Source organism: uncultured Maribacter sp. (assembly GCF_963975365.1).
Classification (GTDB): Bacteria; Bacteroidota; Bacteroidia; order Flavobacteriales; family Flavobacteriaceae; genus Maribacter.
Genome location: NZ_CAXBGF010000013.1, coordinates 1 through 13,741, shown reverse-complemented (window position 1 = coordinate 13,741; position 13,741 = coordinate 1). Strand labels below are relative to the sequence as shown.

Here is a 13,741-nt window from a genome sequence, read left to right as displayed (position 1 = left end):
ACTCTTGCTAACTGTTTTGAAATTTATTTGACAATCATAACCCCTTGCATAATGCGCCAGTGCCCTGGAAACGTACATATAAATGGATATTCACCCGGAGTTGTCGGTGCCTTAAATTTCAATGAATACGTTGCATCAGGATTCAGTAATGCGGTCGCAAATAGTACATCGCTTGTTTGCGGCACATAATTAAGTTCTGCTGCATTTGGATCAGCTGCCATTTTATCGGCTGCCATACCTACCGCCTCTTTCTTACCTGGTTTGGTAATGACCAAATTATGCTGCATAAAATCTGGATTTTCTAAAACCAATTCTACTTGCTCACCGGCATTAACCTCGAACTTGGTGACATCAAATTTCATTTCATTGGTGATGGTTTTAATCGTAATCACTTTTGCATTCGAAATTTCCTCGGTCTTTAATTCTGAAGATTCATCTACGTCTGCACCATAATACTTCATTAAAAGTGCCGCTATATCTGAAATAGAATAGGTTTTCTTTACCTGATCCGTATAATTTTTTTCTACTTTATATTTCCAAGTACCATGTATTCTTATCAGTTCTTCTCCCGATTGTAAATACAGCTGCCAAAAATTTCCATATATACCACCTTCTCCACCAGTATCCTCTACCTTAACCGCTACGGTATTTTTACCTGTCTTTAATACACCTACTGGAATATCATAGTTTCTGTTTGAGCTAAAACTCGAAGCCATACTACCTACTTCTACACCATTAACATAGGTTATATCAGAATCGTCAATAGGGCCTAATGCCAATACCGTAGCGTTATTTGCCATACTTGCTGGCACGGTCACTTCTTTTCTAAACCAAACTACCCCATCGATCTCTACACCGGCATCTTCCATATATTGAGGAATTTCCATAGTTTCCCAATTTGAGTCATCATAAGTGTCAGAACTCATATCACTTACTTCATCGGATGGTTTTTTGTAATCTGGGTTCGCTGCTGTAAACGCATTTAAGAATCCGTCTACATGTTTTGCCGATGCCGCATACAAGGCCTTAAACAACCACAGATCACTTAAAACCGCTTCATTCTTGCCAAGGTCATGTAATAAGGAACCTACTTTTTGGGAAGATGGTCGTTCCGAAAAATAGATGAGGGCAGACAATTGCACATTTGGGTCGCGATCGTTTAAGGTGTTCGCTTTAAACAGGGCGTTATCGGTATCCTCATTTCTCGGTAATATTTGTATTGCCGCCTTACGAACTGCCGATGCCTTATGAAATAAAGCACCTTTTACCACCCCTAATGCATTACTATCTGTTTTTAAAGCAGCTAACCCTTCAATAGTCCAAAGGGCATGCATTGCAGCATTGTTCAAGCCATTAGAATCGACGTCTTTTTTATTCACTAGTTGGTATAAATCGTTCAACACATCGGTATCGCCTCTTTCGACCAATAATCTTTGGGCCGTAAGCCTCCAAAACTGATTATCGCTGCTTAATGCTTCTACCAATGCTTCTGGATCTTCTATTGTTAATTGTTGTGCTTCATATTTATAATCATACTTTGGCACTACACGCCATATTCTACCATGCCCTTTATCGCGTAACGGATTCACATAGGCATTACCTTCCCCATTTTCAGCATCGTAGCCTCCTCGTTCAGCATTAGGCGTCGGGTTATGCTGTACTATAAAATTGTACCAATCTGCTACCCAAACCACACCATCTGGACCTGTTTTAGCTTCTACCGGCGAAACCCATTCATCTGAAGAGGCAAAAAGATTTCCTGCATCTTCTTCTACATAACCGGCACCGTCTTTTACAATTCGTGCTTGGTGTACCAACCCGCCTGTTGGTTCACAAACAAATGCAATGGTGTTCCAGTACCAACTTGGGTATGCCCTTGCGGTATAAAAATGGTGACCCGCAGCGGCAGTAAATCCTCCAAAAACATCTACCTGTCTCACATTCGGAGTGATAGCCTGCATAGCATAATGACCATCAATTTTCGCGCTACCATCGGTACCTATTCCTTTTACATTTTCAAAATTTGCATTAGGTATACCTACAAATACACTATGGGTATTATTAGCAGTGGAGGCAAAAATGGAATTATCCTCTGTTAAACCTAACCCCCATGTATTGTTACTGGTATTCGCCAAAACTTCAAATGTTTTACGCTTCGGATTAAAACGATATACATTCTGATTGAACTTAAATCCTTTTCCAAAAATATTTCCTTCGAAGCCAGAATATCCTACAACGCCGTACAAGTTATTATCGATGCCATATTGAAGGTTAGATGGCCCTGCATGGGTATCGAACGTACCCCATCCATCAATAAGAATCTCTTTTACATCTGCCTTATCATCGCCATTGGTATCCTTTAGAAAAATAAAATGTGGCGCTTGAGAAACCACGATACCACCATCATAAAAGACAAAACTTGTAGGTATGTTCAACTTATCTGCGAAGACGGTAACCTTATCGGCCTTACCATCACCATCGGTATCTTCTAGAATTTTAACCTTATCATCACCGATACTATTATCGTTACGCACCGTATTAGGGTAATCGACAGTTTCAATAACCCATAGCCTACCTTTTTCATCCCAATTCATCGCAATCGGGTTTATAATATCGGGTTCAGAAGCAAACAATGCTACATCAAAACCTGCCGGTACCTGTATAAGCTTTTTAGACTCTTCTGGCGATAATGGCAATTGATATTTTGGTGCCGGATCTCGCTTTTCATAGTTCGGTATATTCGCGCGCTCTTCATATTTTAAGGTTGGCATAGCTACCATGAACGCTTCCCAATTCTTTTTAACTTTGTCGTCTACCGCCCAAAGTATTCCCGATTTCACCAACTCTTGAAATCCTTTGTTCTCCCATGTACGTTCGTCATGCCCATAGGCGGTGTAAAAAACTTTTCCTTCGCCAACTTCCTTTACCCAGGTCCACGGTTCTTTATGATCACCCTCTACACGTTCCATTAAAACGGTAATATCATCAGCTATTTTATCATGCACATACGTTTCGTCCCAGGTTTCAAAAGGTTTTAAGTTTTTGGTTATAGGATGTTCTATATTGGTGATTTCTGCTGTGAAGGTTCCGGTTTCGTGGCTCATAAATTGTGCTCCGACCAAATTTATATACTCGGGTGAATTCTTGAAACAGAAACTTGCAGAATGTATCGGAATAAATGCTTTTCCCCCTTTTACAAAATTCAACAATGCGTTTTCTTCATTCTTATTTATTTCCTCATGATTGGCATAAACGATAAGTCCGTCATACAACTCTAGATTATCCGAATTCAAATCAGATGTCTTTTCTGTATACGTTATATTAATACCTTCTTTTGTTAAAGCCGATGCTAAAATGGGAAAGTATGCCCTTGAATTGTGGTGTTCAATTTCATGCCCTAAAAATAATAGTTCTATTCTACGAGGGGCATCGTCTAAACGTTCCTTTTTTGCTGGTGTACAGGCTGCAAAAAAAAGTAAGACAAGGGTAATTTTAATAAATGATTGGCTGAGTTTCATAAATAGCGTTGTTTTCTACTCTCAATATTACTAAAAATAGTGCCTTAAAATTTACTCTCACTTATCACATACTGACTGTATTTTATCATTTGATTGCAAATTATTGGCAATAATTGATAAATTAGTATACAATTGGTTTTTAACACCTAAATAAAATTTGTTAACCTATCATGAAATCTGCGCTTCAAAAATCACCTATACCCGAAAATAGAGCCTATTTGGCCCGGACGTTAAACGAACCGGTATTTGACCCTCATTGGCATTTTCATTCTGAGCATCAATTATTTCTAGTACAGAAAGGTAGTGGTACGCGTTTTATAGGTGATAGTGTAAAGCCCTATAAGGCAGGAGACATCACCTTTACCGGCCCCAATTTACCGCACATGTGGCGTAGTGAGAATGAGCAAGAACAAGAAAAAAATATTGCATGGTCTGAAGGGGTCGTTATATATTTTCACGAAGATTTTCTGGGCGAAAACCTTTTACATAAAGATGAAGCCATACGGTTACGACAGGTATTTCACAAGAGCCTTAGAGGCATGGAATTTACAGAGCAAACTGCGCTAACATTAAAAGAATTGATGTTAGACCTTGTTCATATGGATGGTTTTGAGGGTATTCTTCAATTACTAAAAATATTGGATTTCATAAGCCGTACAAAAGAATATACATTGTTAGCAAGCCCTGGTTATACCAATACGCTGCGAGAAGCAGATACGGAACGTATGTTTAAGGTGTATGCTTATGTGATGAAGAATTTTAAAAGGAAAATGTTGCTATCAGATTTGGCTCAATTGACCAATATGACTCCGACCTCTTTTAGTCGCTATTTTAAATTGCATGCCAATAAATCATTCTCTGAGTTTGTAAGCGAAATACGCATTGGTCATGCCTGTAAATTGCTCATTGAGCAAAAAATGAATGTTTCACAAGCTTGTTACGAAAGCGGATTTCAAACCCTGTCTAATTTCAATAAACAGTTTAAGACCATTACCGATCGTACTCCCCTAGCCTATAAAAAAGAATACGAGGTGTATTAGGATATTTTAGGTAGTATAAAGTGTAAAAAATCAATGTTCCATATACGGTTGCCAAGTAACCAAAACGTATTTTTCTTTGCCGCTATTAATCTTGCTCAAAAAACCATATTCATAAACAAATAAATAAACCTCTCCTTTTTTACTTTTCCAATAATGAGTAAAGAAGTTTGGGTCAAATCCTTGTGAAATTAATTCGGATCTTCTAATGGTAGTAAAACCAGATTTGTTAAATGTCTTTAACAATTTTCTATTGATTTTCAATTGTCTATCCACTTTCAGGAAAAAAGCCTCGGTTTCTTGACGTTGTTCATACTGATGTATGGATTTACATTTTATAGAACAATATTTCTTATCCGATCTTCCTTTTAACTCCGTATCACAAACCGGGCAGTTCTTCATTTTAATCATTTTTAAAAGTATATTATACGGTTAATATACTACTTAGTAATTGAAACATGGTTAAACTTGTACATGAATACTTTAAAATCGATAACCCTGTATCATTTAATGATCAAAGACGTAAAGATGATCGGTATCAAATTCACGCCAGATAAGTTGATACAGAATTTAATCAAAGGACTACCTAACCCCAAATGGAGCCAACAGTACAATATGGCCTATATTGAAAATACTAAGGCGAACCTTGCCATTATCTTCAACACCTTTAAGGGTGTAGTTTGGATAAACTATAATCGATTCTTGACAAACAGACCGTTGAACACCAATAATGAATCGATAGATGTGGAATGGTATCGCAAGAGGAAACCTATACCCCAATATAGATGTTGTCCAGAAGAGTACCTTCTGAAACTTGAACTAAAAAAATATGCCAATAATACCGTACGGACGTATGTTTCTTTCTTTGAAATGTTCATTAACCATTATAAACATAAGGAACTGAACGCCATTAACGAAAGTGATATCAGGGCGTTCCTTCAAAAGCTTATTCATCGTAACGTATCGAATTCTTATCTGAACCAGGCGATTAATTCCATTAAATTCTATTACGAGGTAGTACTGGGCATGCCAAATAGATTTTATGAAATAGAACGTCCAAGAAAGGAGTCCAAGCTACCCAAGGTTATATCAAAGGAGGAGATCATTGCGATTATCGAGAACACCAATAATATTAAGCATAGGTGCATTGTAAAACTTTTGTATAGTTCAGGCCTTAGACGGAGCGAGCTTTTGAACCTTAAAATTTCAGATGTGGACAGTAAGCGAATGCTGGTGAAGGTAAAGGACGGTAAGGGAAATAAGGACAGATATACTTTACTATCAAAATCCACGCTGGTTGATCTTCGTCTGTATTACAAAGAATGGAAACCTCAGGATTACTTGTTCGAGGGAAGAAAGGCATCGAAATATACCGCAGAAAGTGTATTGAACATCGTCAAAAAATCAGCGGCAAAAGCAGGTATAAGAAATACGGTTACCCCACATGTATTACGGCACAGTTTTGCTACCCATCTTTTGGAATCAGGTACAGATCTAAGACAGATCCAGGTACTTTTAGGTCATGGCTCCAGCAAGACGACCGAAATATACACCCATGTGGCGACCAATACTTTTAAGAAAATTAAAAATCCATTAGATTAGTATTTCTAAAATAGAAATATAGTAACTTGTTACTATATACAATTGTTATGTGCAACCTAAAAAAACGAACGACAGTGCAACATTGAAATGGAAGGAATGCAAAACGCCAACCCTTCACAAAATTAAAAGAGGTGTTTTTGCCAACACACAAGCCCACACTAAAACACCACATTTAATTTTGCCCAACCGCACCCAAGCCCACCCACCACCCCAAAAGATGAATGGATTGACAACAATCAAGTAAACTTTTCGACCAGTTCATTACACTTTGCAGACATTTCTTCTGAACTGTAAGGCATATCCTCATCCAACCAATTTGTTAGATAACTGACCAATGCAGCGGACAACGCTTCACTTGTAAAATATATTTTGAGTTGTTCTGACTTTGATTTTGATGAATCACGTTTTAAATCTTTGGCAATTTTCAAACTCATCACATCTCGAATATGACCGATAATTAAATCCCCACCTTTCTTCCCCAACATTGCTTTTGCAATTTGAAAATTGTCTGCGCAGTGATTGAAAAGCATTTCAAAATCTATCCCATCTTTACTTTTCTCGTTCATCGTTCCAAGCAAACTAAAGAGTAATTGTTCTTTACTTTCAAAATGAGCGTAGAAAGTGGAACGACCTACATTTGCTCTATCAATTATTTCTTGAACTGTTACCGCTTCATACCCTTTCTCTAAAATCAATGCTATAAAAGCATCTGACAAATACTTCTTTGATTTTTGAATTCGCCTATCAACAGGCTTTTGAGTTTTCTTCTTCATTTTACTGAACTTTTATCCGAATCTGTTCCATAACAGACACTTTGGTCGATTTAGCTATTGTACGTTTTTTTAAGACATTCTATTTTTGCATTACAAAAATAAAACAAGTTATTCGATAACAGACAACAAGTTTTAAAACAAACGAAGTATATGATAAAATCAATTCTAAAATACGGTTTTCTTTCAGTCGCCATTTTTCTAATGGCGTTTGCACCAGCGGACACACCAACCGAAATCGTAAAAAAGGCTCATTACAATGTTCGAAGTAGTGCTTACTCAATGAATATGACAATGAAATTAGTGCGTCCAAAATGGACAAGAGAACTCACTTTCAAATCTTGGTCAAAAGATGCGGATTACGGAATGATGGTAATCCAAGCACCTGCAAAAGACAAAGGAATCTCGACTTTGAGAATTAAATCGGAAGGTTGGACTTGGCTTCCTTCCATTGAAAGAGTAACCAAAATTTCACCGTCCCAAATGAGCCAATCTTGGATGGGTTCAGATTTTACGAATGAGGATTTATTAAAAGAAGCTTCGATAGTGAACGACTACACGCATAAACTATTAGGCGAAGAAAAATTTCAAAATGTTACTTGTTATAAAATTCAAGCAACACCTAAACCAAATGCAGCGGTAGTTTGGGGCAAGGTCATTTTATGGATTAGCAAAGATGATATATTACAACGGAAAGCTGAATACTATGATGAAGATGGAACATTGATAAACACACTTATCAATAGTGATTTCAAAACTGTAGGAGGTAAAAAAATAGCCACCACTTTAGAAATGACACCCAATAATAAAAAAGGACAAAAGACTATCCTAACAATTTCAGCTGCAAATTTCAGTGAGAAATTGGACAATAACTTTTTCTCAAAAGAAAAAATGAAAACCGTAAAATAAAATGAAGCAACTTATAAAATTAGCTTGGCGAAACATTTGGCGAAAACGCAAAAGAAGTGTAATTGTCCTTGTCAGTATTGCTTTTGCTATCATTATTACAATTAGCCTGCGTTCTTTAATGCTTGGTAATGGCGATAAAACGGTAGAAGCAGGTGTAAAGAATGTGGGATATATTCAAGTACATACTGCGGATTATTGGAAAGATAAGTCTATCAATGATTTGCTTTTGGATGATGATAAATTGATAGACAAAATCAACTCTATAGAAGGTGTTACACAAATTATTCCACGACTTCAAAACTTCTCATTAGCCGCAGGAGACAAAACTTCAAAGGCTTCTTTGGTTTTGGGCATTGATGGCGATAATGAAAATGAATTTAACAAAGTAAAAGACAGAATTGTAAAGGGTAGTTTTTTTACTTCAAAGAGCAAAAAAGTAGTGATAGCAGAAGGGTTAGCAAAATATTTAAAACTTACAGTAGGCGATACATTGGTGTTAATCGGACAAGGTTATCAGGCAAATGTAGCAGCAGGTAAATACCCAATATCAGGAATTGTAAAAATTCCTAATCCACAAATGAACGTGATGTTGGTGTATATGCCTTTGTCTTTGGCACAAGAATACAATAGTGCATTTGGAATGTGTAGCGCTTTAATGCTCAACATTAAAGACAAATCCCAAACAAACAGAATTTCCAAAGAACTAAAATCAAAGTTGGGTAGCAATTATGAAATTATGACTTGGGATGAAATGATACCTGAAATTTTGAACGGGCTCAAAATTGATACCACCATTTTTACTTTGCTTTCCTCGTGTCTTTTCTTAATTGTGGGTTTTGGAATAATCGGAACAATCATAATGATGGCATTGGAACGAAAAAAAGAATTTGGAATGCTTCAAGCAATCGGATTACAGAAATCACAAATACAAACTGTGATATTTTTAGAAAGTTTAATGTTGGGCATTACAGGAATTATTATAGGATTATCAATCGCAATTCCATTTATGATTTTTATGTACTACCACCCAATTCCATTGACAGGAGATGGTGCAAAATCTTTTGAGGCAATGGGTGCGGAACCCATTATGCAATTTGGAATCAAACCGAAACTATGGGCTTTAATGTCATTTATAGTTTTCTGCATAATGCTAATTGCAAGTTTGCTTCCTATTCAAATCATTAATAAACAAAAAGTGGCTGAAGCCATAAAACGATAATAATATGACTACAAAATTAGCTTGGAGAAATATTTGGCGAAACAAAACACGGACAACCGTTTTTTTATTGGCAGCCTTCTTTGGATTTGCAATGGCTTTATTCATATTAAATTTAATGAAGTCTATATCCCAACAGCGTTTGGATGATGCGAAGAATCTACAAACAAGTGATTTGCAAATTCACAAAATGGGATTTCAAGACGACAAGGACATTACACTTTTTATTCCTAACGCAGAAAATGTAATTCAGAAAGTCAAAGAAAACGCAAATGTAGATGTTGTTGCAAAACGCATATCCACAAATGCAGTTGCAGCTTCACCTGAAAACAGCATAGGTTGTGAAATTAAGGGAGTTGAACCTACAACTGAACGTGAAATAAGTGTAGTACAAGATTTTTTGGTTGAAGGCAGCTATTTAAGTACAGATATGAGAATGCCAATTCTAATCAGTAAGAAAACTGCCGACAAGTTAAAATTGAAATTGAAATCAAAAATCATTATCACACTCAAGAACACTCAAGAGGAAATTGTTGGCGGAAGTTTTAGAGTAGCAGGAATTTTTGCAACACCAAGTACACCTTTTGATGAAAATACGGTAATTGTAAATTACACCGATTTACAAGAATTGGGTTCAATTTCTGAACCGCAAGAAATCGCTATTAAAATTAAAGACCCAACAAAATTAATAGAAACACAGAGTGGTATTCAGGAAACGCTATCTGCCGAATATGAAGTGAATAATTGGAAAGAATTATTGCCAGAACTCAATGCTTTTGATGCTTTTATAAATATGGTTGGAGTTCTTTTTACAATCATTGTCATTTTAGGTTTAGGGTTTAGCTTGATGAATATTATGAATATGATAGTTCAAGAAAGAACGCACGAAATAGGAATGTTACGAGCCATTGGACAAAGTAAATTCAAGGTGTTTTCAATGCTACTAAATGAAGCAGGAGTGCTTATGATGATAGGTGCAGTTTCAGGAATATTATTTGGCTATGTTTTAATTCTCATTGCCAGCAAGGTAGGTGTGCCTATAAGTTCAGGACTTGATATGTTAGGCATTAGACCAGTGATGTATCCTAAATTGAATCCTGAAATTATAATAATGGTAATTGTAATTGCTAAAATTTTAACGGTTGCAATTGCTTCAATACCAGCATACCGAGCAATGAGAATTAAGCCTAATGCAGTATTAAGAGATTAACAACAAAAAAAATAAAATGAACGTAATAGAAATAAAAAACCTTCGCAAGATTTACAACGAAAAAACAGTTCCAGTAAATGCAGTAAATGATGTTTCCCTTTCATTTAAGGCAAAAGAATTTACCGCTATTGTAGGTGCTTCGGGTTCAGGAAAAACAACTTTACTTAATTTGATAGGTGGCATTGACACACCCACAAGTGGCAATGTATTTATCAATGGAAAAAATGTAAGCGAATTATCCGAAAACAAAATGACACAATTTCGCAGAGACAATATTGGGTTTGTGTTTCAGCAGTATAATCTTTTACCAGTTTTAACTGCAAAAGAAAATGTTGAGTTTATAATGGAACTGCAAAAGAAACCAAAAGAAGAGAGAGAAAAAAGAGTGACCGTACTACTTACCGAAATTGGTTTAGCAGATAAAATAAATGAAAGACCTGCAAAACTTTCAGGTGGTCAACAACAAAGAGTTGCAGTTGCAAGAGCTTTAGCTCACAAACCAACTTTTGTAATTGCTGACGAGCCAACCGCAAATCTGGATAGTAAGTCAACTGCGGATTTGCTAAACATTATGGAAGAACTTAATCAAAAAGAAGGTACAACCTTCATTTTTTCCACTCACGACCAAAGAGTAGTTGACAGGGCAAAACGAGTAATTGTATTTGCAGATGGGAAAGTGATAAGCGATACTTCAAAATGAAAAATGCGAAATTCAAATCTTATAATAATTCTTCTTCTTTTTCCAAGCCTTGGTTTATTTGCCCAAAATGAAAACATTAATCCAACAGACACAATTGATGTAGAACAAATTGAAAATAACAATCCAAGTAAGTTTGAAATAAATGGGTATCTGAAAGATTTGGTTTCAGTAGCTATTCCTTCTTTCAATGGATTATGGTCTTTCGATAATCAAATACATAACCGTGTTAATTTTAAATACTACGCTAATTCTTGGCTTACACTTAATGCTGAAGCAAGAAATAGAATTTACTTTGGGAATAGCGTTCAACAAATTCCAAATTTTGACGAGCAAGTTAATCAATCGTTAGATTATATACGTTTAGGAGGTATTGTCTCGCAAGGGCAATCTTACCTCATTCATTCAACAATAGACCGTGCAAACTTAAAACTTGATAAAGATAAATGGCAAGCGATAATTGGTAAACAGCGAATTAATTGGGGGAAAACGTATGCTTGGAACCCGAACGATTTGTTTAATGCTTACTCATTTTTCGATTTTGACTATGAAGAACGCAGAGGAACTGATGCTGCATTGGTAAAGTACAATATAAGTTCATTATCATCTATTGAATTCGCATCCAACATTGATAGCACTTTTGACAAAATGATATTTGCAACTAATTACAAAACAAATATTAAAGAATATGACTTTCAATTTTTGGTTGGTAAATACAAAACAGATATTGCCCTTGGTGCAGGTTGGGCAGGCCAAATTAAGAATGCAGGTTTTAAAGGAGAATTGACCTATTTTCAACCTTACAAAAATGTTGGCGTAAACCCGACTTTTATAGGCGACATTTCATTTGATTACACACTGCCAAACACATTAAATTTCCGACTTGAATTCATTGGAAATACAAATCCTATTAAGACCACAAATATCCAATTTTTGACTCAACCCGTTTCTGCAAAAGGACTAATCAACAACTATGTTTCAACCTTCATTTCTGTCGGTTATGACATTACACCATTAATAAAAGCCAACTTAAATTCCATTTGGAACATTGACGACAACTCTATTTTCTTGAACCCAACAATTGACTTCTCTCTGACAGAAAATACTAATTTACTGATTGCAGCACAAATATTCACAGGCGACAAAAACAGTCTTTACAATGGAGTTAGAAGCTATGTTTTCACAAGGCTGAAATGGAGTTTTTAACGACAAGTACAGCCAACACATTTGGTGGCACATTTGTATTTTTCCGAACCCTCAATCCAACGCTAAAAAATCCAAAAGAGCCACCAAGCCAACGCACCTGAAAAGGAAAGGCAGCACATAACATTGTATAAAAGCAATAGCGGTTCGGGTGCAAACTCGAACCGTTTTTGCGTTTAATTAAGTATATTGCTTGCCGAAAAGTAGTTGCATTTTAATCCGCTACTGCTCTTATACTAACCGTTGCCACACATTTGAGAGATGATTACGACAGACCTTTTAAATTCAGTTACAAATGACTTTTTTAGTTGTTATTGGAATCCAAAAAACGGAAAAATCCCTATTTGGGAAAAATCTGAATGGAATTTTAACGGAACTATACCCAATCACGATAAACAAGGATGTTATGCGCTCTTAAAAAATGACGAAGTAATTTATATGGGTGTTGGTATTAGTAAAGGTTCAGGAATTTATAAAAACCACGGCTTGGGTTTTCGTCTAAAAAGATATTTTAAAGTCAACAATAATCTTCAACTAAATCCCAACAAATATTTACCAACTGAAAAATGGCAGGAATTAACAGGTATTTTAACCATTGGCTTCCCAAATGAGCATTTTTGTCTTGCTTCGGCTTTAGAAATTTATCTTATTAATAATCTTAACCCATCACGAAATAAAAGCTTTAATAAATGAAAGGATGTTTTAAATTTATTGTTTACGGAATAATTGCATTTATAGCAATTGCTATTATTTATTCCTTACTTACACCGGAAAAGGAATCAGAAACCGAAAAACCAAACTTACCTGAAAACCAAACAGAAGAAGAGTTTGTAGAACCAAAGCAATATAATTACGGACAAGAAGAAACTGATTCTGAAAACGAGGAAACTACAGAATTTAATTTAGCAAATTCGCCACAAATTATAGAAATCAAAAATGAGCTGACAAAAAGCTACGAAAGTGCAATGGCAATGCGTGGACTGACTCAAAACGCACTAGAAATTGAAAAATCTAAAGGTAATGCGAATTATAACAAAGCTTATCAAGCATATTTGACTTTACAAACCAAACTTGGAGATAAACTACCAAGAGGAAAATCAAAAGTCATAAGTGAAGCTCTAAAAGTTTATGCAGAGATTTTCAATAACAAATATGCAATTCCTCAAGATTATAGAGCAGAAATAAAATTTATACAACAAAATTTAGAGGACTTTCCAGAAACCAAAACACAAATCGAAAAGGATAATGAAAATGACATTATTCGATTGATAATTGGAGCAAGGTCTGTGAAAGAAATCACTCTGCCTTCTGACGGACAATGGTGTATAATGGAATTAACAGGGGATGACCGAGTTTGGGTCGAGGGTTTTGTTCCAAATAATGGATTTGCAAAATATGATGTTGCATCTGACCAACTTCCTATGTATTTAGGCAATGAAAAAAGATTTAAAATTTCGTCAAACCTACAAGATATAAATCTGATTTTCAGCAGGTGCGAACGAAAATAAAAACGTGTGGCAACACCGGTAACCGTTGCACAAGCCTTTGATTAGAGATAACAACTATCGATATAAGCCTC

The 13,741-nt window shown here is 35.8% G+C and carries 12 protein-coding genes; 9 read left to right on the top strand and 3 right to left on the bottom strand.

Translation table 11 applies throughout. The features are described 5' to 3' along the window. Positions 1-23: 23 nt before the first annotated feature. Positions 24-3,518, bottom strand: coding sequence for a PVC-type heme-binding CxxCH protein (locus AACZ49_RS13915; protein WP_339656046.1), 3,495 nt, complete (start codon positions 3,516-3,518; stop codon positions 24-26). A 170-nt stretch (positions 3,519-3,688) separates the two neighbouring features. Here AACZ49_RS13915 and AACZ49_RS13910 point away from each other — a divergent pair, with 170 nt between their 5' ends. Further along, a complete protein-coding gene (locus AACZ49_RS13910; protein WP_339656043.1) occupies positions 3,689-4,558 on the top strand; it encodes an AraC family transcriptional regulator in 870 nt (289 codons plus the stop codon). Positions 4,559-4,588: 30 nt separating this feature from the next. Here AACZ49_RS13910 and AACZ49_RS13905 read toward each other — a convergent pair whose 3' ends face one another. Next, positions 4,589-4,966 (bottom strand): hypothetical protein, encoded by a 378-nt coding sequence (locus AACZ49_RS13905; protein WP_339656041.1) that lies wholly within the window; start codon positions 4,964-4,966, stop codon positions 4,589-4,591. Between the two features lie 63 nt (positions 4,967-5,029). Here AACZ49_RS13905 and xerA point away from each other — a divergent pair, with 63 nt between their 5' ends. Continuing rightward, positions 5,030-6,157 carry a site-specific tyrosine recombinase/integron integrase gene (xerA, locus tag AACZ49_RS13900; RefSeq protein WP_339656038.1) on the top strand — a complete coding sequence of 376 codons (1,128 nt, stop codon included), beginning with the start codon at positions 5,030-5,032 and terminating at the stop codon, positions 6,155-6,157. Positions 6,158-6,393: 236 nt separating this feature from the next. Here xerA and AACZ49_RS13895 read toward each other — a convergent pair whose 3' ends face one another. Further along, on the bottom strand, positions 6,394-6,930 hold the full coding sequence (locus AACZ49_RS13895) for a TetR/AcrR family transcriptional regulator (RefSeq protein ID WP_062055926.1): 537 nt from the start codon (positions 6,928-6,930) through the stop codon (positions 6,394-6,396). 150 nt (positions 6,931-7,080) lie between these two features. Between AACZ49_RS13895 and AACZ49_RS13890 the strand changes: the two genes are divergently transcribed. The 7 genes from AACZ49_RS13890 (at position 7,081) to AACZ49_RS13860 (ending at position 13,670) form a co-directional block, all read left to right on the top strand. After that, on the top strand, positions 7,081-7,836 hold the full coding sequence (locus AACZ49_RS13890; RefSeq protein WP_320556839.1) for an outer membrane lipoprotein-sorting protein: 756 nt from the start codon (positions 7,081-7,083) through the stop codon (positions 7,834-7,836). Position 7,837: 1 nt separating this feature from the next. Continuing rightward, positions 7,838-9,055: an FtsX-like permease family protein gene (locus AACZ49_RS13885; RefSeq protein WP_339656029.1), complete on the top strand. Its 1,218-nt coding sequence runs from the start codon at positions 7,838-7,840 to the stop codon at positions 9,053-9,055. Between the two features lie 4 nt (positions 9,056-9,059). Continuing rightward, the gene (locus tag AACZ49_RS13880) at positions 9,060-10,262 is read left to right on the top strand and encodes an FtsX-like permease family protein (protein WP_339656026.1); all 1,203 of its coding nucleotides are present in this window, start codon (positions 9,060-9,062) and stop codon (positions 10,260-10,262) included. Between the two features lie 16 nt (positions 10,263-10,278). Beyond that, complete coding sequence (locus AACZ49_RS13875) at positions 10,279-10,962, top strand: ABC transporter ATP-binding protein (RefSeq protein ID WP_339656023.1); 684 nt, start codon at positions 10,279-10,281, stop codon at positions 10,960-10,962. Between the two features lie 3 nt (positions 10,963-10,965). Then, positions 10,966-12,165: a hypothetical protein gene (locus AACZ49_RS13870; protein WP_339656020.1), complete on the top strand. Its 1,200-nt coding sequence runs from the start codon at positions 10,966-10,968 to the stop codon at positions 12,163-12,165. A gap of 258 nt (positions 12,166-12,423) precedes the next feature. Continuing rightward, the gene (locus AACZ49_RS13865; RefSeq protein ID WP_339656018.1) at positions 12,424-12,855 is read left to right on the top strand and encodes a hypothetical protein; all 432 of its coding nucleotides are present in this window, start codon (positions 12,424-12,426) and stop codon (positions 12,853-12,855) included. Then, positions 12,852-13,670, top strand: a complete 819-nt coding sequence (locus AACZ49_RS13860; protein ID WP_339656015.1) for a hypothetical protein — start codon at positions 12,852-12,854, stop codon at positions 13,668-13,670. The genes AACZ49_RS13865 and AACZ49_RS13860 overlap by 4 nt, the downstream gene beginning before the upstream one ends. The last annotated feature ends 71 nt before the right edge of the window (positions 13,671-13,741 follow it).

Bases quoted from the DNA above. Each gene is read 5' to 3' on its own strand.
- AACZ49_RS13905 (WP_339656041.1), bottom strand. From the start codon at position 4,966: ATGATTAAAATGAAGAACTGCCCGGTTTGTGATACGGAGTTAAAAGGA.
- xerA (WP_339656038.1), top strand. From the start codon at position 5,030: ATGAATACTTTAAAATCGATAACCCTGTATCATTTAATGATCAAAGAC.
- AACZ49_RS13860 (WP_339656015.1), top strand. From the start codon at position 12,852: ATGAAAGGATGTTTTAAATTTATTGTTTACGGAATAATTGCATTTATA.
- AACZ49_RS13890 (WP_320556839.1), top strand. From the start codon at position 7,081: ATGATAAAATCAATTCTAAAATACGGTTTTCTTTCAGTCGCCATTTTT.
- AACZ49_RS13875 (WP_339656023.1), top strand. From the start codon at position 10,279: ATGAACGTAATAGAAATAAAAAACCTTCGCAAGATTTACAACGAAAAA.
- AACZ49_RS13865 (WP_339656018.1), top strand. From the start codon at position 12,424: ATGATTACGACAGACCTTTTAAATTCAGTTACAAATGACTTTTTTAGT.
- AACZ49_RS13895 (WP_062055926.1), bottom strand. From the start codon at position 6,930: ATGAAGAAGAAAACTCAAAAGCCTGTTGATAGGCGAATTCAAAAATCA.
- AACZ49_RS13885 (WP_339656029.1), top strand. From the start codon at position 7,838: ATGAAGCAACTTATAAAATTAGCTTGGCGAAACATTTGGCGAAAACGC.
- AACZ49_RS13870 (WP_339656020.1), top strand. From the start codon at position 10,966: ATGCGAAATTCAAATCTTATAATAATTCTTCTTCTTTTTCCAAGCCTT.
- AACZ49_RS13880 (WP_339656026.1), top strand. From the start codon at position 9,060: ATGACTACAAAATTAGCTTGGAGAAATATTTGGCGAAACAAAACACGG.
- AACZ49_RS13910 (WP_339656043.1), top strand. From the start codon at position 3,689: ATGAAATCTGCGCTTCAAAAATCACCTATACCCGAAAATAGAGCCTAT.
- AACZ49_RS13915 (WP_339656046.1), bottom strand. From the start codon at position 3,518: ATGAAACTCAGCCAATCATTTATTAAAATTACCCTTGTCTTACTTTTT.